We start from the raw sequence: 19,100 nt of genomic DNA on the forward strand, positions 1-19,100 counted from the left end.
CAGGCGGCGCTGCGGCTACAGCGTGGTGGCGGTCCCGCCGGCAGCGGTGATCTTCTCCCGCGCCGACGCGGAGAACGCGTGCGCCGTCACCTGCACGGCCACGGCCAGGTCCCCGTCGCCGAGCACCTTGACCAGCCTGTCGTCGCGGACCAGACCCTTGTCGACGAGGTCGTCCACCGTGATGGTGCCGCCCTCGGGAAAGCGCTCGACGATCTTGTCGAGGTTGACCACCTGGTACTCGGTGCGGAAGCGGTTCTTGAAGCCCTTGAGCTTGGGCAGTCGCATGTGCAGCGGCATCTGCCCGCCCTCGAAGGCGGCCGGCACCTGGTAGCGCGCCTTGGTGCCCTTGGTCCCGCGACCGGCGGTCTTGCCCCGCTTGCCGGCCTCACCTCGGCCGACGCGGGTCTTCGCCTTCTTGGCGCCGGGGGCCGGCCGCAGGTGGTGGACCTTCAGCGGCGAGCCGCTCATGGGGGACAGCGGCGAGCCGCTCATGGGGGACAGCGGCGAGCCGGCGCTCTGCGGCCCGGCTGGAGTCTCGGTGCTGGTCTCGGTCATGGACTACTCGACCTCCTCGACCGTCACCAGGTGGGTGACGGTCTGGACCATCCCGCGGATCTCGGGACGGTCCTCCTTGACGACGGTGTCGGAGATCCGCTTCAGGCCGAGCGAGCGCAAGGTGTCGCGCTGGTTCTGCTTGCCGCCGATCCCGGACTTGATCTGGGTGACCTTCAGGCGCGCCATCAGGCACCGACCCCGGTGGTCGACAGACCCGCAGCGCGGGCCCGCAGCATCGCGGCGGGCGCGACCTGCTCGAGAGTCAGGCCGCGACGCGCGGCGATCTCCTCCGGACGCACCAGGCCCTGCAGCGCCGCCACCGTCGCATGCACGATGTTGATCGGGTTCGAGGACCCGAGCGACTTGGACAGGACGTCGTGGATGCCGGCGCACTCGAGCACGGCCCGCACCGGTCCGCCGGCGATGACGCCGGTACCGGGGCTGGCCGGCTTGAGCAGCACGACACCGGCCGCCGCCTCACCCTGGATCGGGTGGGGGATGGTCGCACCGATGCGCGGCACGCGGAAAAAGTGCTTCTTGGCCTCCTCCACGCCCTTGGCGATGGCGGCCGGCACCTCCTTGGCCTTGCCGTAGCCGACGCCGACCTGGCCGTCTCCGTCGCCGACGACGACCAGCGCGGTGAAGCTGAAGCGCCGGCCGCCCTTGACGACCTTGGCGACACGGTTGATCGCGACGACGCGCTCGATGTGGTTGCTCTTCTCGGCACCGCCGCGGCCGCCCCGACCGCCGTCGCGGCTGTCACGACCGCCCGAGCCGCCGGCGCCCGAGCGCTGGGGTCCTGGCATCAGAGGTTCCTCATCTCAGTTGCGTACGTGTGGTGGGTCATCAGAACTCCAGGCCGTTCTCGCGGGCGGCGTCGGCCAACGCTGCGATCCGGCCGTGGTAGGCGTTGCCACCGCGGTCGAAGACGACGGCACCGACACCCCTCTCCTTTGCGCGGGCCGCCACGAGTGCGCCGACCTGGCGGGCCAGGGCGCTCTTGTCGCTCTCGCCGCCGGCCTTGGCGGCCCGCAGGTCCGCCTCGAGGGTCGACGCGCTGACCAGCGTGTGCCCGGCGGTGTCGTCCACGACCTGGGCCGTGATGTGCCGCGAGGAGCGGGTGACGACCAGCCGCGGACGCGCCGGGGTGCCGGTGACGCGCTTGCGCACGCGGAAATGGCGCCGGGCCTTGCCGATGCGCCGCAGCGCAGAGATACCTCGTGTGGTTGCCATCGTCTACTTACCCGTCTTCCCGACCTTGAGCTTGATCTGCTCGCCCTCGTAGCGGACACCCTTGCCCTTGTACGGGTCGGGCTTGCGAAGCTTGCGGATGTTCGCGGCCACCTCGCCGACCTTCTGCTTGTCGATGCCGCGCACGACGAACTTCGTCGGGCTCTGCACCTCGAAGCTGATGCCCTCCGGCGCCTCGACGGGCACCGGGTGGCTGTAGCCGAGGGCGAACTCGAGGTTGCTGCCCTTGGCGGCGACGCGGTAGCCGACGCCGCGGATCTCCATTGCCTTGGCGTAGCCGTCGGTGACGCCGGTGACCATGTTGGCGACCAGGCTACGGGTCAGGCCGTGCAGGCTGCGCGACTCGCGCTCGTCGTCCGGTCGGGCGACGAGCAGGGTGCCCTCCTCGGCGCGCTCGATCGTGATCGGCGCGGGGACGGTGTGCGACAGGGTGCCCTTGGGGCCCTTCACGGTCACCGACTGGCCGTCGAGGGTGACCTCGACGCCGCTGGGGACCGGGATGGGAAGGCGGCCGATACGGGACATGTCTTGTCTCCTGACTTCCGCCGACTAGTAGACGTAGGCGAGGACTTCTCCGCCTACGCCCTTCTTGTTGGCCTGCCGGTCGGTGAGCAGACCGGACGACGTCGAGATGATCGCGACACCGAGCCCGCCGAGGACCTTGGGCAGCTGGCCGGCCTTGGCGTACACCCGCAGGCCCGGCTTGGACACCCGGCGCACACCGGCGATCGAGCGCTCGCGGTTGGGGCCGTACTTGAGGTCGATGGAAAGGATCTTGCCCTTCTCCCCGTCCTCGACGGCCCAGCCAGCGATGTAGCCCTCCTGCTGGAGGATCTCCGCGATGTGCGTCTTGATCTTGCTCGACGGCATGGACACGCGGTCGTGATACGCCGAGTTGGCGTTGCGGACGCGCGTCAGCATGTCGGCGATCGGGTCGGTCATGGTCATGAGGTGCTCATTCCGTTGGCCTGTTGGCCTCTCTCGTCATGGTTTCCGGGTGGACCTGTGACGTGGGACGGGGTCCCCGCGGCGTTTTGAGCGCAGCGAGAAACGTCGGGGGGTGTTACCAGGAGGACTTGGTGACGCCGGGGAGCTGGCCGGCGTGGGCCATCTCCCGGACGCAGATGCGACACAGGCCGAACGTGCGGAAGACCGCACGCGGACGGCCGCAGCGGTTGCAGCGGGTGTAACCGCGCACCGCGAACTTGGGCTTCTTGGCAGCCTTCTGGACCAGGGCCTTCTTGGCCATCTCTAACTCTCCTTGAACGGGAAGCCGAGCGCCCGCAGCAGCGCGCGGCCCTCGTCGTCGGTGGCGGCGGTGGTCACGACGGTGATGTCCATGCCACGGGTGCGGTCGACCTTGTCGATGTCGATCTCGTGGAACATCGACTGCTCGGTCAGCCCGAAGGTGTAGTTGCCGTTGCCGTCGAACTGCCTGGGTGACAGGCCGCGGAAGTCACGGATGCGCGGCAGCGCGATGGTGACCAGCCGGTCGAGGAACTCCCACATCCGGTCCCCGCGCAGGGTGACCTTCGCGCCGATCGGCATGCCCTCACGCAGCTTGAACTGCGCGATCGACTTGGTGGCGCGACGCAACTGCGGCTTCTGGCCGGTGATGGCCGTGAGGTCGCGGAGAGCACCGTCGATGAGCTTGGAGTCCTTGGCCGCGTCGCCGACGCCCATGTTGACGACGACCTTGACGACGCCGGGCACCTGCATGGGGTTGGACAACGAGAACTGCTCGGTCAGTGCCGGCTTGATCTCGCTGCGGTAGCGCGCCTTCAGCCGCGGCATCTCCCGGGCGGTGGTGGTCTCGGTCATCAGATGTCTCCGTTGCAGCGCTTGCAGACGCGGACGCTGTGGGTCTTGCCGTACTCGTCGGCGTCACTACGGCGGTGGCCGACGCGGGCGGCCTTTCCACAGTTGGCGCACACGACCTGCACGTTGGACACGTGCACCGGTGCCTCCGTCGTCACGATGCCGCCCTGCTGGGAGCCGCGCGCCGACTGGGTGATCTTGGTGTGCTTCTTGACCCGGTTGACCCCCTCGACCAGCACGCGCTGCGTGTCGGGGCTGGCGGAGATGACCCGCCCCTGGAGACCGCGGTCCTTCCCGCTGAGGACGAGGACGGTGTCGCCCTTCTTCACGAACAGTCCGGCCATGGCTACAGCACCTCCGGTGCGAGCGAAATGATCTTCATGAAGCGCTTGTCGCGCAGCTCACGCCCCACCGGGCCGAAGATCCGGGTGCCGCGCGGGTCCCCGCCGTCCTTGATCAGGACGGCGGCGTTCTCGTCGAAGCGGATGTAGGAGCCGTCGGGACGGCGCCGCTCCTTGACGGTCCGGACGATGACCGCCTTCACGACGTCGCCCTTCTTGACGCCCGCGCCGGGAAGGGCGTCCTTCACGGTGCCCACGATGATGTCGCCGATGCCGGCGTAGCGCCGACCCGAGCCGCCGAGCACCCGGATGCAGAGGATCTCCTTGGCACCCGTGTTGTCGGCGACGCGCAGTCGCGACTCCTGCTGGATCACTTGTTCTCCTTCGGATCCGGTTTCCCCTGCGGGACCTGGGTCCAGCTCTGTACCGCCCTGCGGCGGCGCTGACTTCTGTTCCGTACGACCAGGCGACTAGCGCCGCAACCGCATGGTCACTTCGCCTTCTCGAGGACCTCGACGACGCGCCAGCGCTTGGTGGCCGACAGCGGACGGGTCTCCATCAGGAGAACGCGGTCGCCGACGCCGCAGGCGTTCTGCTCGTCGTGCGCCTTGAGCTTGCTGGTGCGGCGCAGGGTCTTCTTGTACAGCGGATGCTGCACGCGGTCCTCGACGGCGACGACGACGGTCTTGTCCATCTTGTCGCTGACCACCAGGCCCTCGCGGGTCTTGCGGAAGCCGCGGCTCCCCGCGGTGTCAACGTCGGCCGTGGTCTGGGTCATCCCGTTCCCCACTCGAGTGTCATTGGCTTCGGTCATGCGGCACCGCCGTCAGAGGTCTCCCGGACGATGCCGAGCTCGCGCTCGCGCATGACCGTGTAGAGGCGCGCGATGTCGCGGCGCACGTGGTGCAGCCGGCGGTTGTTGTCCAGCTGGCCGGTCGCGACCTGGAAGCGCAGGTTGAACAGCTCCTCCTTCGACTCGGCGAGCCGGCGGACCAGCTCCTCGTCGTTCAGGTCGCGGATCTCGGCCGCAGTGGTCTCGGCCATCAGTCACTCACCTCACGCGTGATGAAGCGGCACTTCATCGGCAGCTTGTGCATGGCACGGCGCATGGCCTCTCGGGCCAGCGGCTCCGGCGGACCGGCGAGCTCGAACAGCACGCGACCCGGCTTGATGTTGGCGACCCACCACTCGGGGGAGCCCTTGCCGGAGCCCATGCGGGTCTCTGCGGGCTTCTTGGTGAGCGGGCGGTCGGGGTAGACGTTGATCCAGACCTTTCCGCCACGGCGGATGTGGCGGGTCATCGCGATACGCGCGGACTCGATCTGGCGGTTGGTGAGGTAGGCCGACTCGAGGGCCTGGATGCCGTACTCGCCGAACGCCAGCGACGTACCGCCCTTGGCCGCACCGCTGCGGTCCGGGTGGTGCTGCTTGCGGTGCTTGACCCTGCGGGGGATCAGCATGGTCAGGCCTCCTGGTCCGGGTCGGCCGTCTCCGCCGCGGGCGCGGGCTGAGTCGGGTTGTTGGCGGGAGCCGGCTCGCCCTGGGTGGCGACGTCGGGCGTCTCGCCGGCGGGGTTCGCGCCGGCGCTCTCGGGACGCCCGCCGGAGCGGACCTCCGAAGGCTCCTCGCGCTCGGCGCCGGTGCGGCTCGGGTCGGACGTGCCCCCCGGGGCCGCCTGCACAGCCGTCTCGGTCGCCGGGACCGCGGGCGTCTGGGCCACGTCGGCGGAACGCTCGACCGGGGCGTCGGCCAGGGCCGGCTCGGCGGTCGGCAACACGACGTCTCCGTCGGTCTGCGGCGCGCCCGGGGTCTCGGCCTGCCGGCCGGCATCGGTGCCGCCGGCGGTGGTCCCGGTGGAGCCGGAGCGCGGCCCGCGGCGGGCCGGCCGGTCGCGGCGCAGCTGGCGCTGCTCGGCCTCCTGCTGCTCCCGCTCGACCCGGCTCTGCACGACATCGCCCTTGTAGATCCAGACCTTCACGCCGATGCGGCCGAAGGTGGTCTTGGCCTCGTAGATGCCGTAGTCGATGTTCGCGCGCAGCGTGTGCAGCGGGACGCGGCCCTCGCGGTAGAACTCCGAGCGGCTCATCTCGGCACCGCCGAGCCGGCCGGCGCACTGCACCCGGATGCCCTTGACGCCGGGGTTCTTCATCGCCGATTGCATCGACTTGCGCATCGCACGGCGGAAGCTGACGCGGCTCGAGAGCTGCTCGGCGACGCCCTGTGCGACCAGCTGCGCGTCGGACTCAGGGTTCTTGACCTCGAGGATGTTGAGCTGGACCTGCTTGCCGGTCAGTTTCTCGAGGTCGCCGCGGATACGGTCGGCCTCGGCGCCACGACGGCCGATGACGATGCCGGGGCGCGCCGTGTGGATGTCCACCCGGACACGGTCACGGGTGCGCTCGATCTCCACCTTGGAGATGCCGGCGCGCTCCATGCCCTTGCCCATCAGGCGGCGGATCGCGACGTCCTCCTTGACGTAGTCCGCGTAGTTCTTGTCGGCGTACCAGCGGGAGACCCAATCGGTCGTGATCCCGAGCCGGAACCCGTGGGGGTTGACCTTCTGACCCACTAGCGGGCACCTGCCTTCTTGGTCGTGGTGGCCAGGTGGCTCTTGCCGTCGCTGGGACGGATCGAGACGACCACCGTGATGTGGCTCGTGCGCTTGCGGATGCGGTAGGCGCGGCCCTGGGCGCGGGGGCGGAACCGCTTCAGGGTCGGCCCCTCGTCGACGTAGGCCTGGCTGATGTAGAGCGAGGACCGGTCCAGCTGCGCGTTGTTCTCGGCGTTGGCGGCAGCGCTCGCGATGACCTTGGCGACCGGCTCGCTGGCAGCCTGCGGCTGGAAGCGCAGCTGGTCGAGCGCTTCCTGCACGTCCATGCCGCGCACCAGGTCGATGACGCGACGGCACTTGGTCGGGGTCATGCGCAGGTAGCGCACCTGGGCCAGTGCCGAGTCGGCAGCCAGGTGACGGGTCTTGTTCTCAGCCACGTCGGGCCCTCCGGTCGTCCTTGACGTGACCGCGGAAGGTACGCGTGGGGGCGAACTCGCCGAGCTTGTGCCCGACCATCGACTCCGTCACGAACACGGGCACGTGCTTGCGGCCGTCGTGCACGGCGATCGTGTGCCCCAGCATGTCGGGGATGATCGTCGAGCGACGCGACCAGGTCTTGATGACGGTCTTGGTCCCCTTGTCGTTCTGAGCGTCCACCTTCTTCAGGAGGTGGTCGTCGACGAAAGGACCCTTCTTCAGGCTGCGCGGCATCGCTGCTTACCCCTAGCGCTTCTTGTTGGTCTTGCGGCGGCGGACGATCATCGCGTCACTGGGTTTGCGGCGACGGGTGCGGCCCTCGGGCTTGCCGGCCGGGTTCACCGGGTGGCGCCCACCGGAGGTCTTGCCCTCACCACCACCGTGCGGGTGGTCGACCGGGTTCATGGCGACACCGCGGACGGACGGGCGCTTGCCCTTCCAGCGCATCCGGCCGGCCTTGCCCCAGTTGATGTTGGACTGCTCGGCGTTGCCCACCTCGCCGACCGTGGCGCGGCAGCGCAGGTCGACGTTGCGGATCTCCCCGGACGGCATACGCAGCTGGGCGAACGGCCCGTCCTTGGCGACGAGCTGGACACTCGTACCGGCGGAACGGGCGATCTTCGCGCCGCCGCCGGGCCGCATCTCGATGTTGTGCACGGTGGTACCGGTCGGGATGTTGCGCAGCGGCAACGCGTTGCCGGCCTTGATGTCGGCGTTCGGGCCGGCCTCCACGACGTCACCCTGCTTCAGGCCCTTCGGCGCCACGATGTAGCGCTTCTCGCCGTCGGCGTAGTGCAGCAGCGCGATGCGGGCGGTGCGGTTCGGGTCGTACTCGATGTGCGCAACCTTGGCCGGCACGCCGTCCTTGTCGTGCCGGCGGAAGTCGATCACGCGGTACGCGCGCTTGTGACCGCCACCCTGGTGCCGGGTGGTGACCCGACCGTAGGAGTTGCGACCGCCCTTGTTGTGCAGTGGACGGGTCAGCGACTTCTCGGGGGTGTCGCGGGTGACCTCGACGAAGTCGGCGACGGACGAGCCGCGGCGGCCCGGCGTCGTCGGCTTGTACTTACGGATGCCCATGTCTGTCTCTCCTCCTACGGTGCTCCGACCTCCGCTAGGAGACCGGGCCCCCGAAGATCTCGATGCGGCCCTCGCGCAGCGTCACGATCGCCCGCTTGCTGTTCGCGCGCTGGCCGAAGCCCAGCCGCGTGCGCTTGCGCTTGCCCTGCCGGTTCAGCGTGTTCACGTCGCTCACCTTGACCCCGAAGACCTTCTCGACCGCAATCTTGATCTGGGTCTTGTTGGCGTCCGGGCGGACGAGAAAGGTGTACTTGTTCTCGTCGAGCAGGCCGTAGCTCTTCTCGGAGATGACCGGCGAGAGCAGGATGTCGCGGGGATCGGTCAGGTCGCTCATGCCGAGCCCTCCGAAGTGTGGTCAGTTTCAGCAGCCTGGACGACCGACGGCACGTCACTGTCGATCTGGTGGGGAGCGAGATCCTCGCCCGGCGTCGCGCCGCCGGCCTCGCCCGACGTGGCGCGGGCCTTGGCCCGGCGGCCCTTCGGGGTCGGCGCGAGGAAGGCCTGCAGCGCGGACTCGGTGAAGACGATGTCGTCGCTGATCAGCACGTCGTAGGTGTTGAGCTGGCCGGGGCTGAGCATGTGCACGGTCTGCGCGTTGCGCAGCGACTTCCAGCTCACCTCGTCGGAACGCTCGGCCACCACGAGTACATGGCTGCGGGTGCTGATCGCGCTGAGCAGCGAGACGGCCGTCTTGGTGGACGGGACGTCGCCGCTCGCCAGGGCGCTGACCACGTGGATGCGGCCGTGCCGGGCCCGGTCGGACAGCGCGCCGCGCAGGGCGGCCGCCTTCATCTTCTTCGGGGTCCGCTGGCTGTAGTCGCGCGGCTGCGGGCCATGCACCGTGCCACCGCCGACGAACTGCGGCGCGCGGGTCGAGCCCTGGCGGGCGCGGCCGGTGCCCTTCTGGCGGTAGGGCTTGCGGCCACCGCCACGGACCTCGCCGCGGGTCTTGGTGCTGTGCGTGCCCTGCCGCGCCGCGGCCAGCTGCGCCACGACGACCTGGTGGATCGTCGGGATGCTGACCTGGGCGCCGAAGACCTCGGCGGGCAGCTCGACGGTGCGACCGGAGGGTCCGTCGGGGGTCCGGACGTCGACGGTGATCGGGGTCTGCTCGGTCATGGCCGTCATCGCGCCACACCACCCTTCCCGAGGCCGCCCTTGGCGGCGGTGCGGACGAGGACCATGCCGCCGCGCGGGCCGGGAACGGCACCCCGGATCAGCAGCAGGCCGCGCTCGGCGTCCACGGCGTGGACGGTGAGGTTCTGCGTCGTGGTGCGGACGTGGCCCATCCGGCCGGCCATCCGGGTGCCCTTGAAGACCCGCGCGGGGGTGGCGCAGGCGCCGATGGAACCGGGCGAGCGGTGCTTGCGCTGCACGCCGTGACCGGCGCCCAGGCCCTTGAAGTTGTGCCGCTTCATCACACCGGCGTAGCCCTTGCCCTTGCTGGTGCCGACGACGTCGACCCGCAGCACGGCGCCCTCGGCCGGAGTGAAGATCTCGGCGGAAATCTCCTGGCCGACGGTGTACGAGGAGGCGTCGTCGGTGCGGATCTCGACGAGGAAGCGACGCGGCGGCACGCCCGCCTTGGCGAAGTGCCCGGCTTCGGGCTTGTTCACCTTGCGCGGGTCGATGGCGCCATAGGCGATCTGGACGGCGCTGTAGCCGTCCTTGTCGGGGGTGCGGATCTGGGTGACCACGCATGGCCCGGCCTTGACGACCGTCACCGGGATGATCCGGTTGTTGGCGTCGAAGACCTGGGTCATCCCCAGCTTCTCCCCCAGGACCCCCTGGGTTCCTCGTGGCGATGTGTCTGTCGGCATGTCTGCGTCCCTACAGCTTGATCTCGATGTCGACGCCCGCCGGCAGGTCGAGCCGCATGAGCGAGTCGACCGTCTTCGGTGTGGGGTCGAGGATGTCGATGAGGCGCTTGTGCGTGCGCATCTCGAAGTGCTCGCGCGAGTCCTTGTACTTGTGCGGCGAGCGGATGACGCAGTAGACGTTCTTCTCGGTCGGCAGCGGCACCGGCCCGGCCACCTGGGCACCCGTGCGCGTCACCGTTTCGACGATCTTGCGCGCCGAGCTGTCGATGACCTCATGGTCGTAGGCCTTGAGCCTGATGCGGATCTTCTGTCCCGCCATGGATGGCTGTCCCGTCTCTGACCGGTGAACCGGCCAACGTCGAATGGTGCCGCTGAAGACTGTGACTGAGGCTCGCCCGCCCCACGCGGTCGGGTGTGTCATCCCCTGTGCCGAAGGCACAAGTTCGTACAAGCCCTGTGGGGATCGGACGATTCCCGGAGGCCGGGGCGGTCAGATCGAGAGCGACCGCCCCGGTCCGGGGAGGTACTACTTGGTGATCTTGACGACCCGGCCGGCGCCGACGGTCCGGCCGCCCTCGCGGATGGCGAAGCGCAGACCCTCCTCCATGGCGATCGGCTGGATGAGGGTCACCTTCATCTCGGTGTTGTCACCGGGCATGACCATCTCGGTGCCCTCGGGAAGGTCGACAACGCCCGTGACGTCGGTGGTGCGGAAGTAGAACTGCGGGCGGTAGTTGTTGAAGAACGGCGTGTGCCGGCCACCCTCGTCCTTGCTCAGGATGTAGACCTGGGCCTCGAACTCGGTGTGCGGCGTGATCGACTTCGGCTTGCAGACGACCTGACCCCGCTCGACCTCCTCGCGCTTGATGCCGCGGATCAGCAGACCGACGTTGTCGCCGGCCATGCCGGAGTCGAGCAGCTTGCGGAACATCTCCACGCCGGTGACCGTGGTGCTCTGGACGTTCTCCTTGATGCCGACGATCTCCACCGTCTCGTTGACGTTGACGATGCCGCGCTCGATGCGACCGGTGACGACGGTGCCGCGACCGGTGATCGTGAAGACGTCCTCGATGGGCATGAGGAACGGCTTCTCGGTGTCGCGGGTCGGCTCCGGAATGGAGGAGTCGACGGCGGACATCAGCTCGAGCAGCTTGTCGCCCCACTCCTTGTCGCCCTCGAGTGCCTTGAGTGCGGAGACCCGCACGACCGGCAGGTCGTCGCCCGGGAACTCGTACTCGCTGAGCAGCTCGCGGACCTCGAGCTCGACGAGCTCGAGGATCTCCTCGTCGTCGACCATGTCGGCCTTGTTGAGCGCCACGACGATGTACGGGACACCGACCTGACGGGCCAGGAGCACGTGCTCCTTGGTCTGCGGCATCGGGCCGTCGGTAGCAGCGACCACCAGGATCGCGCCGTCCATCTGCGCGGCACCGGTGATCATGTTCTTGATGTAGTCGGCGTGCCCGGGGCAGTCGACGTGCGCGTAGTGCCGGTTCTCCGTCTGGTACTCGACGTGCGCGATGGAGATCGTGATGCCACGAGCCTTCTCCTCCGGCGCCTTGTCGATCTGGTCGAAGGCGGAGGCCTCGTTCAGGTTCGGGTACGCGTCGTGCAGCACCTTGGTGATGGCAGCGGTCAGCGTCGTCTTGCCGTGATCGATGTGGCCGATCGTGCCGATGTTGACGTGCGGCTTGGTGCGCTCGAACTTCTGCTTGGCCATGAGGCCTGTCCTCCTGTGACGGGTGCGGGGCGGGTCGGGGCGGGTCGAAACAGGTACTGCTGCCGGGTGGCGGGACTACTCGCCCCGGACCTTCGCGATGATCTCCTTGGCCACGTTGCCGGGAACCTCGGCGTAGGAGTCGAACTGCATGGAGTAGCTGGCCCGGCCCTGGGTCTTGGACCGGAGGTCGCCGACGTAGCCGAACATCTCCGACAGCGGCACCAGGGCCTTGACCACGCGCACACCGGCGCGCTCGTCCATGGCCTGGATCATGCCGCGGCGGCTGTTGAGGTCGCCGATCACGTCGCCCATGTTCTCCTCGGGCGTGGTGACCTCGACGGCCATCATCGGCTCCATCAGGGCGGGGTCCGCCTTGCGGGCGGCCTCCTTGAAGCCCATCGAGCCGGCGATCTTGAACGCCATCTCGGAGGAGTCGACATCGTGGTAGGCGCCGTCGGTGAGGGTCACCTTCACGCCGACCAGTGGGTAACCGGCGAGGATGCCGTGCTGCATGGCCTCCTGGCAGCCCTGGTCGACGGCCGGGATGTACTCCTTGGGGATGCGCCCGCCGGTGATCGAGTTGTCGAACTGATAGGTCGGAATCTGACCCGTCTCGTCCGGCTCGGTGAGCGGCTCGACACGCAGCTGGATCTTGGCGAACTGGCCGGTGCCGCCGGTCTGCTTCTTGTGCGTGAAGTCCAGCCGCTCGACCGTGCCGCGCAGGGTCTCGCGGTAGGCCACCTGCGGCTTGCCGACGTTGGCCTCGACCTTGAACTCGCGGCGCATGCGGTCCACCAGGATGTCCAGGTGGAGCTCGCCCATGCCGGCGATGATCGTCTGGCCGGTCTCCTCGTCGGTGTAGACCTTGAAGGTCGGGTCCTCCTCGGCCAGGCGCTGGATCGCCACGCCCAGCTTCTCCTGGTCGCCCTTGGTCTTGGGCTCGATCGCGACGCTGATGACCGGGTCGGGGAAGCTCATCGACTCGAGCACGATGGGAGCCTCGGGGCCGGCCAGCGTGTCGCCGGTGGTGGTCTGCTTGAGACCGATGACGGCGCAGATGTCGCCGGCCTTGACCTCGCTGATGTCCTCACGCGAGTTCGCGTGCATCTGCATCAGGCGGCCGATCTTCTCCTTGCGGTCCTTGGTGCTGTTCAGGACCTGCGTGCCCGCGGTGAGCGTGCCGGAGTAGACGCGGATGTAGGTGAGCTTCCCGACGTGCGGGTCGGTCTGGATCTTGAACGCCAGCGCGGACAGCGGCGCGTCGAACTCCGGCTCGCGGGTCTCGAGAACGGTCTCGTCCTTGACCGAGTGGCCGGTGACGGCGCCGATGTCCAGTGGCGAGGGCAGGTAGTCCACGACGGCGTCGAGCATGGGCTGGACGCCCTTGTTCTTGAACGCCGAGCCGCACAGGACAGCGGTGACGGTCGCGTCGGTCGTCGAGGCGATGATCGCCCGCCGGATGCCGGCCTTGATCTGCTCGTTGGAGACGTCCTCGCCCTCGAGGTACTTCTCCATCACGGCGTCGTCCACGTCGGCGAGGGTCTCGACGAGCTTGGCGCGGTACTCCGCGGCCTTCTCGGAGTACTCCGCCGGGATGTCGACCACGTCGAACTGGTCGCCCTTGCTGGTCTTGTCGTCGTTGGCCCAGAGCAGGCCCTTCATCGCCACGATGTCGATGACACCGGTGAAGTCGCCCTCGACGCCCCACGGCAGCTGCAGCACCAGCGGGACCGCGTGCAGCCGGTCGACGATCATGTCGACGGTGCGGTAGAAATTCGCGCCGGTGCGGTCCATCTTGTTGACGAAGCAGATGCGCGGGACGGAGTACTTGTCGGCCTGCCGCCAGACGGTCTCGGACTGCGGCTCGACGCCGGCGACCGAGTCGAAGACCGCGACGGCCCCGTCGAGCACGCGCAGCGAGCGCTCCACCTCGACGGTGAAGTCGACGTGGCCCGGCGTGTCGATGATGTTGATGCGGTGGTCGTTCCACTGGCAGGTCGTCGCGGCCGACGTGATGGTGATGCCGCGCTCCTGCTCCTGCTCCATCCAGTCCATCGTGGCGGCGCCGTCGTGGACCTCGCCGATCTTGTAGGCCCGACCGGTGTAGTAGAGGACGCGCTCGGTCGTCGTCGTCTTGCCCGCGTCGATGTGCGCCATGATCCCGATGTTGCGGGTCTTGGCGAGGATCGCGTTGCTGGCCACTGCAGTGTCTCTTTCCCGGGGTCTGGGGACGTGCCTGTCTCGGTGCCGGGATCACCGGCGGGGTGCTGGACGGGGAGCTACCAGCGGTAGTGCGCGAAGGCCTTGTTCGACTCGGCCATCTTGTGGGTGTCCTCGCGGCGCTTGACGCTCGCGCCGAGGCCGTTGCTGGCGTCGAGCAGCTCGTTCATGAGGCGCTCGGTCATCGTCTTCTCGCGGCGGGCGCGGGAGTACTGGATGAGCCAGCGCAGCGCGAGCGTGGTGGAGCGGCCCGCGCGGACCTCGATCGGCACCTGGTAGGTGGCGCCACCGACGCGGCGGCTGCGGACCTCGAGGGTCGGCTTGACGTTGTCGAGCGCACGCTTGAGCGTGATGACCGGGTCGGTGTCGGTCTTGGCGCGGCAGCCCTCCAGGGCGCCGTAGACGATGCGCTCGGCGACCGAACGCTTGCCGCCCACCAGAACCTTGTTGATGAGGCTGGTGACCAGCGGCGAGCCGTAGACCGGGTCGGTGACGACCGGGTGCTTCGGGGCGGGACCCTTGCGAGGCACTAGCTCTTCTCCTTCTTCGCGCCGTATCGGCTGCGCGCCTGCTTGCGGTTGCGGACCCCCTGGGTGTCGAGCGAACCACGGATGATCTTGTAGCGGACGCCGGGCAGGTCCTTCACGCGACCGCCGCGGACGAGCACGATGGAGTGCTCCTGCAGGTTGTGGCCCACGCCGGGGATGTAGGCCGTCACCTCGATGCCGCTGGTCAAGCGCACGCGGGCGACCTTGCGGAGCGCGGAGTTCGGCTTCTTCGGCGTGGTGGTGTAGACGCGCGTGCAGACGCCACGACGCTGCGGGCTCCCCTTGAGGGCCGGCGTGTTGGTCTTCTCGACCTTGTCCTGCCGGCCCTTGCGGACCAGCTGCTGGATCGTGGGCAAAGCGTCTCCTGCTCGTCCTTCTGGGAGTGGGACCGTGCCGTTCTGTGTCGGGGCCGCCCACCCACGCGGTCGGGTGTGTCACCCGGTCGCTCCCTGCCCGCGTGCACGTCGTACGGGGAGGTGGTGCGGAGTCCTGCTGGTTTCTGCTCGTCCTCGCGCGGCCCGGAAGTGTCGGCCGGAGGGCGCGCGGGCGGCCTGGGTCGCCCCAGGCACAAGAGGGAACAGTACCTGCCGCCCGTACGAGGGTCAAAAGCGGGGCGCCGGGCAGCCCCGCTGTCGCGCCGACACGCCGACCGGAGCGCAGAGATGTGACGCAGGCCACCCTTGCGGTCAGCTGTTACTCGCGGTAACACTAGCTCCGACGCACTCCTGCGCCGCCTTCGGAGGCCCGATGTCCACGCTCAGCACCGACTCCCACCGTCCGGCTTTCGACCGGCTCACCGCCCCCGCCGCGGCGACGCCGGCTGGTGGCCGCTTCCCGTGGCTGATCACCCTCACGCACACCTGGATCCTGGTCGGGCTGTTCCTCGACGGCTGGTTCCACAGCCACGGCCCGGAACTCGAGAACTTCTTCACCCCCTGGCACGGCGTCCTGTACAGCGGCGTGGCGGCCACCGTCGCGGTGCACCTGCAGCACCAGCGACGGCACGGGATCCCTCCCGGCTACGCGCCGAGTCTGGCCGCCGGGGTCGTCGTGCTGCTCGCCGGCGTCGTCGACGGCGTCTGGCACACCGTCTTCGGCGTCGAGGCCGACCTCGACGCGCTGCTGTCCCCTCCGCACCTCCTTCTCATCACTGCCGGCACACTGGTCTTCGCGGGCCCCCTGCGGGCGGCCCTGCGAGCACCCGCAGGCGCCCCCGGCGGGCTGCCGACCGCCTTCGCCGCGGCGTACGTCCTGGCCGGTCTCGGCTTCTTCACGCAGTACGCGAACCCGTTCACCGAGCTGTACCCGGTCGTGTCGCAGGCCGCCGGCGCCATGGAGGTCCGGGAGCTCCGCGAGGTGGCCGGCGTGGCGGGCGCAGTGCTGTGGGCGGTTTTGGTCGCCGCCGCGGTGGCCCTGCTGAGGGCGCGCACGACCCTGGTCCGCGGCGCGCTCGCGGTCGTCGTGGGCGTGCCGTCGCTGTTCATGGTCACCCAGGACGGCCAGTACCTGTTCGTTCCGGCCATCCTGCTCGCCGCGGCGGTGACGGAGCTCGGCGGCCGGCGGCTGTCGCCGGCGCTCGCCGCGCTGCTGGCGACCACGGCACTCACCGCCGGCTGGGTCCTGACCCTGCTGGCCACCCGCGACCTGGCCTGGAGCCGGGAACTGCTGACGGGCAGCATCGGCTCGGCCGCTGCGGCGGGCTACCTGACCGGCTGGCTGGTGAGCAACGGAGGCACCCGGGCGGACGCGGCCGGCTGACGGCGCTGCACCGCCCGCCTCCGCTGATCAACGCCGGACGTGGGCACTTCTGCGCCGGGCAAGAAGCGGGGAAGCCCGGCGTTGATCATAGCGGCGGCGTGAGAGAGCGCAGCCGGGTCGTCCCCACCGGCCTGCGGCGCGCGGGCTACAGGCCGAGCAGGCCGATCGGTAGCAGGAACAGACCGAACAGCAGCAGCAGGAACAGGCTGACCAGCACCAGGTGGACCACCGCCAGCACGACCGCCCAGGTGCACAGGTCGAGCCCCGTCTTCGTGCCGCCGCTGGCCAGGATGTCGCGGCGGGCCAGGCGCGCGAGCACGAGGGCGGCGATGGCTCCCAGGAACGGGATCGTCGGCGTGTAGGCCGCGATCGCCAGACCGAGCGCGATCATCGCCTTGACCTCGGTCTGCGGCGCACCCTGCCAGCCGCCGGAGGGCGACACCTGTCCCGGCTGCGGCGGTGGGCCCCAGCCCGGCGGCGACCCCTGGCCGTACGTCGGCTGGCCGTAGGAACCGTGGCCGTACGCCGGCTGGCCTGCGGGTGGCGCCGGCCGGTCGAACGGGTTCTCGGGCGCGCTCATGACATCAGGGTAGGCCGCTGCGCCCCGGCCGGGAACCGCGACGGCCGCCCCCCATGCGGGGAGCGGCCGTCGTACCGGCCGGGACTAGCTGCGGTAGGCGTCCCGGCCACCGTAATCGAAGTCGTCCAGGGGGACGACCTGACCACCACCACCGCCGAACGCGAACTCCGGGTCGTCGTAGCCGGCCATCGAGTAGACCTGCGCGCGGGCCTCCTCGGTGGGCTCGACCCGGATGTTGCGGTAACGGCTGATGCCGGTACCGGCCGGGATGAGCTTGCCGATGATGACGTTCTCCTTCAGCCCGAGCAACGAGTCGCTCTTGGCCTGGATCGCCGCGTCGGTGAGCACACGGGTCGTCTCCTGGAAGGAGGCCGCCGACAGCCAGGACTCGGTGGCGAGCGAGGCCTTGGTGATCCCCATGAGGACCGGACGGCCGGAGGCCGGCTCGCCGCCCTCGGACACCACGCGGCGGTTCTCCGCCTCGAAGACCGCGCGCTCGACCAGCGAGCCCGGCAGGAAGTCGGTCGACCCGCTCTCGAGGACGTTCACCCGCTTCAGCATCTGGCGGATGATCACCTCGATGTGCTTGTCGTGGATCGAGACGCCCTGCGAGCGGTAGACCTCCTGCACCTCGGCCACCAGGTGCAGCTGCACCTGACGCGGGCCGAGGATGCGCAGCACCTCGTGCGGGTTGACGGCGCCGATGTGCAGCTTGTCGCCGACCGAGATGTGGTCGCCCTCCTCGAACAGCAGGCGGGCGCGCTTGGAGACGATGTAGCTGATCTCCTCGGAGCCGTCGTCCGGGGTGATCGTGACCTGGCGACCCTTGGCGGTGTCCTCCAGGCTGATCCGGCCGTCGACCTCGGAGATCTGGGCGACACCCTTGGGGCTGCGGGCCTCGAACAGCTCCACCACGCGCGGCAGGCCGTGGGTGATGTCCTCGCCCGCGACGCCGCCGGTGTGGAAGGTACGCATCGTCAGCTGGGTGCCGGGCTCGCCGATCGACTGGGCGGCGATGATGCCCACCGCCTCGCCGACGTCGACGGTCTTGCCGGTCGCCAGCGAGCGGCCGTAGCAGGACGCGCAGGTACCGACCTTGGAGTCGCAGGTCAGCACGCAGCGGACCTTGACCTCCTCCACGCCCGCAGCGATGAGGGTGCCGATGTTGACATCACCGAGGTCGGCACCGGCCGCCAGCACGACCGTGCCGTCGGGGCTGGTCGCGTCGCCGGCCAGGGTGCGCGCGTAGACCGAGGTCTCGACGTGCGTGTCCTTGACCAGCACCCCGCCGGCGTCGCGCGTGCCGATCGACATCTTGACGCCGCGCTCGGTGCCGCAGTCCTCCTCGCGGATGATGACGTCCTGCGAGACATCCACCAGACGACGGGTGAGGTAGCCCGAGTCGGCGGTCCGCAGGGCGGTGTCGGCCAGACCCTTGCGCGCGCCGTGCGTGGAGATGAAGTACTCGAGGACGGTCAGCCCCTCGCGGAAGTTGGCCTTGATCGGGCGCGGGATGATCTCGCCCTTCGGGTTGGCGACCAGCCCGCGCATGCCGGCGATCTGACGCACCTGCATCATGTTTCCCCGGGCGCCCGAGTGGACCATCATCCAGACCGGGTTGGTCTTCGGGAAGTTCTCCTCCATGGCGCGGGCGACCTCGGCGGTGGCCTTGGTCCAGATCTCGATGAGCTCCTGACGGCGCTCGTCGTCGGTGATCACACCGCGGGAGTACTGCTTCTCGATCTTCTCGGCGTCGCCCTCGTAGCGCTCGAGGATCTCGGCCTTGCCGGGTGGCGTGACGACGTCCTCGATCGAGATCGTGACGCCGGAGCGGGTCGCCCAGCGGAAGCCGGTCTCCTTCAGCGCGTCGAGCGTCGCGGCCACCTGGACCTTCGGGTAGCGCTCGGCCAGGTCGTTGACGATGGCGCCCAGCTCACGCTTGGACACCTCCTTGTCGACGAACGGGTAGTCGACCGGCAGCGCGTCGTTGAACAGCGTGCGACCGAGCGTGGTCTCGATCCGATAGCCGGAGACGTCGCCGTCCACGATCGGCGCGAGCCCGGCCAGGTCGCGCATCCGGATCATCACCTTGGCCTGCAGATCGAGCTCGCCGGCGTCGTAGGCCATGACCGCCTCGGCCATCGAGGCGAAGGCACGGCCCGCACCCTTGGCGCCTTCCTTCTGTGAGGTCAGGTAGTAGATCCCGAGCACCATGTCCTGGGTCGGTGAGGTGATCGGCCGGCCGTTGGCCGGGCTCAGAATGTTGTTGCTGGACAGCATGAGGATGCGCGCCTCGGCCTGTGCCTCCGCGGACAGCGGCAGGTGGACGGCCATCTGGTCGCCGTCGAAGTCGGCGTTGAACGCCGTGCAGACCAGCGGGT

Annotated in this window: 26 protein-coding genes and 2 pseudogenes; 1 reads left to right on the plus strand and 27 read right to left on the minus strand. The window is 69.3% G+C overall.

The features are described from left to right. Positions 1 to 15 precede the first annotated feature (15 nt). The 25 genes and pseudogenes from rplO to rpsL all read right to left on the minus strand — a co-directional run bounded on the left by rplO (position 16) and on the right by rpsL (position 14,737). Positions 16 to 468, minus strand: coding sequence for a 50S ribosomal protein L15 (gene rplO / locus WD794_00525; GenBank protein ID MEX2288795.1), 453 nt, complete (start codon positions 466 to 468; stop codon positions 16 to 18). Between the two features lie 90 nt (positions 469 to 558). Continuing rightward, positions 559 to 741, minus strand: a complete 183-nt coding sequence (gene rpmD, locus WD794_00530; GenBank protein ID MEX2288796.1) for a 50S ribosomal protein L30 — start codon at positions 739 to 741, stop codon at positions 559 to 561. Beyond that, complete coding sequence (gene rpsE / locus WD794_00535) at positions 741 to 1,361, minus strand: 30S ribosomal protein S5 (protein ID MEX2288797.1); 621 nt, start codon at positions 1,359 to 1,361, stop codon at positions 741 to 743. Before rpsE ends, rpmD begins: the two co-directional genes overlap by 1 nt. 40 nt (positions 1,362 to 1,401) lie before the next feature. Further along, a complete protein-coding gene (gene rplR / locus WD794_00540; protein MEX2288798.1) occupies positions 1,402 to 1,788 on the minus strand; it encodes a 50S ribosomal protein L18 in 387 nt (128 codons plus the stop codon). Positions 1,789 to 1,791: 3 nt separating this feature from the next. Next, complete coding sequence (rplF, locus tag WD794_00545) at positions 1,792 to 2,331, minus strand: 50S ribosomal protein L6 (protein MEX2288799.1); 540 nt, start codon at positions 2,329 to 2,331, stop codon at positions 1,792 to 1,794. Positions 2,332 to 2,355: 24 nt separating this feature from the next. Further along, a complete protein-coding gene (gene rpsH / locus WD794_00550; protein ID MEX2288800.1) occupies positions 2,356 to 2,754 on the minus strand; it encodes a 30S ribosomal protein S8 in 399 nt (132 codons plus the stop codon). Between the two features lie 115 nt (positions 2,755 to 2,869). Next, positions 2,870 to 3,055: a type Z 30S ribosomal protein S14 gene (locus WD794_00555; GenBank protein MEX2288801.1), complete on the minus strand. Its 186-nt coding sequence runs from the start codon at positions 3,053 to 3,055 to the stop codon at positions 2,870 to 2,872. Positions 3,056 to 3,057: 2 nt separating this feature from the next. Further along, complete coding sequence (rplE, locus tag WD794_00560; GenBank protein MEX2288802.1) at positions 3,058 to 3,627, minus strand: 50S ribosomal protein L5; 570 nt, start codon at positions 3,625 to 3,627, stop codon at positions 3,058 to 3,060. Continuing rightward, on the minus strand, positions 3,627 to 3,959 hold the full coding sequence (rplX, locus tag WD794_00565; GenBank protein MEX2288803.1) for a 50S ribosomal protein L24: 333 nt from the start codon (positions 3,957 to 3,959) through the stop codon (positions 3,627 to 3,629). The genes rplE and rplX overlap by 1 nt, the downstream gene beginning before the upstream one ends. Before the next feature lie 11 nt (positions 3,960 to 3,970). Further along, positions 3,971 to 4,339 (minus strand): 50S ribosomal protein L14, encoded by a 369-nt coding sequence (rplN, locus tag WD794_00570; GenBank protein MEX2288804.1) that lies wholly within the window; start codon positions 4,337 to 4,339, stop codon positions 3,971 to 3,973. Between the two features lie 116 nt (positions 4,340 to 4,455). Beyond that, positions 4,456 to 4,743: a 30S ribosomal protein S17 gene (rpsQ, locus tag WD794_00575; protein ID MEX2288805.1), complete on the minus strand. Its 288-nt coding sequence runs from the start codon at positions 4,741 to 4,743 to the stop codon at positions 4,456 to 4,458. A 32-nt stretch (positions 4,744 to 4,775) separates the two neighbouring features. Further along, positions 4,776 to 5,009 carry a 50S ribosomal protein L29 gene (rpmC, locus tag WD794_00580; GenBank protein ID MEX2288806.1) on the minus strand — a complete coding sequence of 78 codons (234 nt, stop codon included), beginning with the start codon at positions 5,007 to 5,009 and terminating at the stop codon, positions 4,776 to 4,778. After that, on the minus strand, positions 5,009 to 5,425 hold the full coding sequence (gene rplP / locus WD794_00585) for a 50S ribosomal protein L16 (GenBank protein MEX2288807.1): 417 nt from the start codon (positions 5,423 to 5,425) through the stop codon (positions 5,009 to 5,011). Before rplP ends, rpmC begins: the two co-directional genes overlap by 1 nt. A 359-nt stretch (positions 5,426 to 5,784) precedes the next feature. After that, positions 5,785 to 6,534 (minus strand): annotated as a pseudogene (rpsC, locus tag WD794_00590) (30S ribosomal protein S3). Next, a complete protein-coding gene (rplV, locus tag WD794_00595; GenBank protein MEX2288808.1) occupies positions 6,534 to 6,929 on the minus strand; it encodes a 50S ribosomal protein L22 in 396 nt (131 codons plus the stop codon). The pseudogene rpsC and the gene rplV overlap by 1 nt, the downstream one beginning before the upstream one ends. Before the next feature lie 16 nt (positions 6,930 to 6,945). Further along, a complete protein-coding gene (rpsS, locus tag WD794_00600; GenBank protein MEX2288809.1) occupies positions 6,946 to 7,227 on the minus strand; it encodes a 30S ribosomal protein S19 in 282 nt (93 codons plus the stop codon). 12 nt (positions 7,228 to 7,239) lie between these two features. Further along, a complete protein-coding gene (rplB, locus tag WD794_00605; GenBank protein ID MEX2288810.1) occupies positions 7,240 to 8,073 on the minus strand; it encodes a 50S ribosomal protein L2 in 834 nt (277 codons plus the stop codon). A 34-nt stretch (positions 8,074 to 8,107) separates the two neighbouring features. Further along, entirely contained in the window at positions 8,108 to 8,407 is a 300-nt protein-coding gene (gene rplW / locus WD794_00610) for a 50S ribosomal protein L23 (protein ID MEX2288811.1), read from the minus strand. A gap of 158 nt (positions 8,408 to 8,565) precedes the next feature. After that, positions 8,566 to 9,201, minus strand: a pseudogene (rplD, locus tag WD794_00615) (50S ribosomal protein L4). Then, a complete protein-coding gene (gene rplC, locus WD794_00620; GenBank protein ID MEX2288812.1) occupies positions 9,198 to 9,893 on the minus strand; it encodes a 50S ribosomal protein L3 in 696 nt (231 codons plus the stop codon). The pseudogene rplD and the gene rplC overlap by 4 nt, the downstream one beginning before the upstream one ends. Before the next feature lie 10 nt (positions 9,894 to 9,903). Next, positions 9,904 to 10,212, minus strand: a complete 309-nt coding sequence (rpsJ, locus tag WD794_00625) for a 30S ribosomal protein S10 (GenBank protein MEX2288813.1) — start codon at positions 10,210 to 10,212, stop codon at positions 9,904 to 9,906. A 207-nt stretch (positions 10,213 to 10,419) separates the two neighbouring features. Beyond that, positions 10,420 to 11,613: an elongation factor Tu gene (tuf, locus tag WD794_00630; protein MEX2288814.1), complete on the minus strand. Its 1,194-nt coding sequence runs from the start codon at positions 11,611 to 11,613 to the stop codon at positions 10,420 to 10,422. A gap of 75 nt (positions 11,614 to 11,688) precedes the next feature. Beyond that, complete coding sequence (gene fusA, locus WD794_00635) at positions 11,689 to 13,815, minus strand: elongation factor G (GenBank protein ID MEX2288815.1); 2,127 nt, start codon at positions 13,813 to 13,815, stop codon at positions 11,689 to 11,691. A 77-nt stretch (positions 13,816 to 13,892) separates the two neighbouring features. Next, positions 13,893 to 14,363 carry a 30S ribosomal protein S7 gene (rpsG, locus tag WD794_00640; protein ID MEX2288816.1) on the minus strand — a complete coding sequence of 157 codons (471 nt, stop codon included), beginning with the start codon at positions 14,361 to 14,363 and terminating at the stop codon, positions 13,893 to 13,895. Continuing rightward, entirely contained in the window at positions 14,363 to 14,737 is a 375-nt protein-coding gene (gene rpsL / locus WD794_00645) for a 30S ribosomal protein S12 (GenBank protein ID MEX2288817.1), read from the minus strand. Before rpsL ends, rpsG begins: the two co-directional genes overlap by 1 nt. A gap of 391 nt (positions 14,738 to 15,128) precedes the next feature. On the opposite strand from rpsL, the gene WD794_00650 reads away from it, so the two are divergent. Next, positions 15,129 to 16,139 (plus strand): hypothetical protein, encoded by a 1,011-nt coding sequence (locus WD794_00650; protein ID MEX2288818.1) that lies wholly within the window; start codon positions 15,129 to 15,131, stop codon positions 16,137 to 16,139. A 145-nt stretch (positions 16,140 to 16,284) separates the two neighbouring features. Here the strand turns inward: WD794_00650 and WD794_00655 are convergent, their stop codons facing one another. Further along, a complete protein-coding gene (locus WD794_00655; GenBank protein MEX2288819.1) occupies positions 16,285 to 16,719 on the minus strand; it encodes a hypothetical protein in 435 nt (144 codons plus the stop codon). Positions 16,720 to 16,803: 84 nt separating this feature from the next. Further along, positions 16,804 to 19,100: DNA-directed RNA polymerase subunit beta' (locus tag WD794_00660; GenBank protein MEX2288820.1), on the minus strand; the 2,297-nt coding region annotated here is incomplete at its 5' end.

The organism is Mycobacteriales bacterium, from assembly GCA_040902655.1.
Classification (GTDB): Bacteria; Actinomycetota; Actinomycetes; order Mycobacteriales; family SCTD01; genus SCTD01.

Excerpts from the sequence above, each read along its gene's own strand:
- WD794_00655 (MEX2288819.1), bottom strand. The coding sequence starts at position 16,719 with ATGAGCGCGCCCGAGAACCCGTTCGACCGGCCGGCGCCACCCGCAGGC.
- rpsS (MEX2288809.1), bottom strand. The coding sequence starts at position 7,227 with ATGCCGCGCAGCCTGAAGAAGGGTCCTTTCGTCGACGACCACCTCCTG.
- rpsJ (MEX2288813.1), bottom strand. The coding sequence starts at position 10,212 with ATGGCGGGACAGAAGATCCGCATCAGGCTCAAGGCCTACGACCATGAG.
- WD794_00555 (MEX2288801.1), bottom strand. The coding sequence starts at position 3,055 with ATGGCCAAGAAGGCCCTGGTCCAGAAGGCTGCCAAGAAGCCCAAGTTC.
- tuf (MEX2288814.1), bottom strand. The coding sequence starts at position 11,613 with ATGGCCAAGCAGAAGTTCGAGCGCACCAAGCCGCACGTCAACATCGGC.
- WD794_00650 (MEX2288818.1), top strand. The coding sequence starts at position 15,129 with ATGTCCACGCTCAGCACCGACTCCCACCGTCCGGCTTTCGACCGGCTC.
- rplC (MEX2288812.1), bottom strand. The coding sequence starts at position 9,893 with ATGCCGACAGACACATCGCCACGAGGAACCCAGGGGGTCCTGGGGGAG.
- rplP (MEX2288807.1), bottom strand. The coding sequence starts at position 5,425 with ATGCTGATCCCCCGCAGGGTCAAGCACCGCAAGCAGCACCACCCGGAC.
- rpmC (MEX2288806.1), bottom strand. The coding sequence starts at position 5,009 with ATGGCCGAGACCACTGCGGCCGAGATCCGCGACCTGAACGACGAGGAG.
- rpsE (MEX2288797.1), bottom strand. The coding sequence starts at position 1,361 with ATGCCAGGACCCCAGCGCTCGGGCGCCGGCGGCTCGGGCGGTCGTGAC.
- rplR (MEX2288798.1), bottom strand. The coding sequence starts at position 1,788 with ATGGCAACCACACGAGGTATCTCTGCGCTGCGGCGCATCGGCAAGGCC.
- rpmD (MEX2288796.1), bottom strand. The coding sequence starts at position 741 with ATGGCGCGCCTGAAGGTCACCCAGATCAAGTCCGGGATCGGCGGCAAG.
- rplE (MEX2288802.1), bottom strand. The coding sequence starts at position 3,627 with ATGACCGAGACCACCACCGCCCGGGAGATGCCGCGGCTGAAGGCGCGC.
- rplF (MEX2288799.1), bottom strand. The coding sequence starts at position 2,331 with ATGTCCCGTATCGGCCGCCTTCCCATCCCGGTCCCCAGCGGCGTCGAG.
- rpsH (MEX2288800.1), bottom strand. The coding sequence starts at position 2,754 with ATGACCATGACCGACCCGATCGCCGACATGCTGACGCGCGTCCGCAAC.
- rpsQ (MEX2288805.1), bottom strand. The coding sequence starts at position 4,743 with ATGACCCAGACCACGGCCGACGTTGACACCGCGGGGAGCCGCGGCTTC.
- rplB (MEX2288810.1), bottom strand. The coding sequence starts at position 8,073 with ATGGGCATCCGTAAGTACAAGCCGACGACGCCGGGCCGCCGCGGCTCG.
- rplW (MEX2288811.1), bottom strand. The coding sequence starts at position 8,407 with ATGAGCGACCTGACCGATCCCCGCGACATCCTGCTCTCGCCGGTCATC.
- rplO (MEX2288795.1), bottom strand. The coding sequence starts at position 468 with ATGAGCGGCTCGCCGCTGAAGGTCCACCACCTGCGGCCGGCCCCCGGC.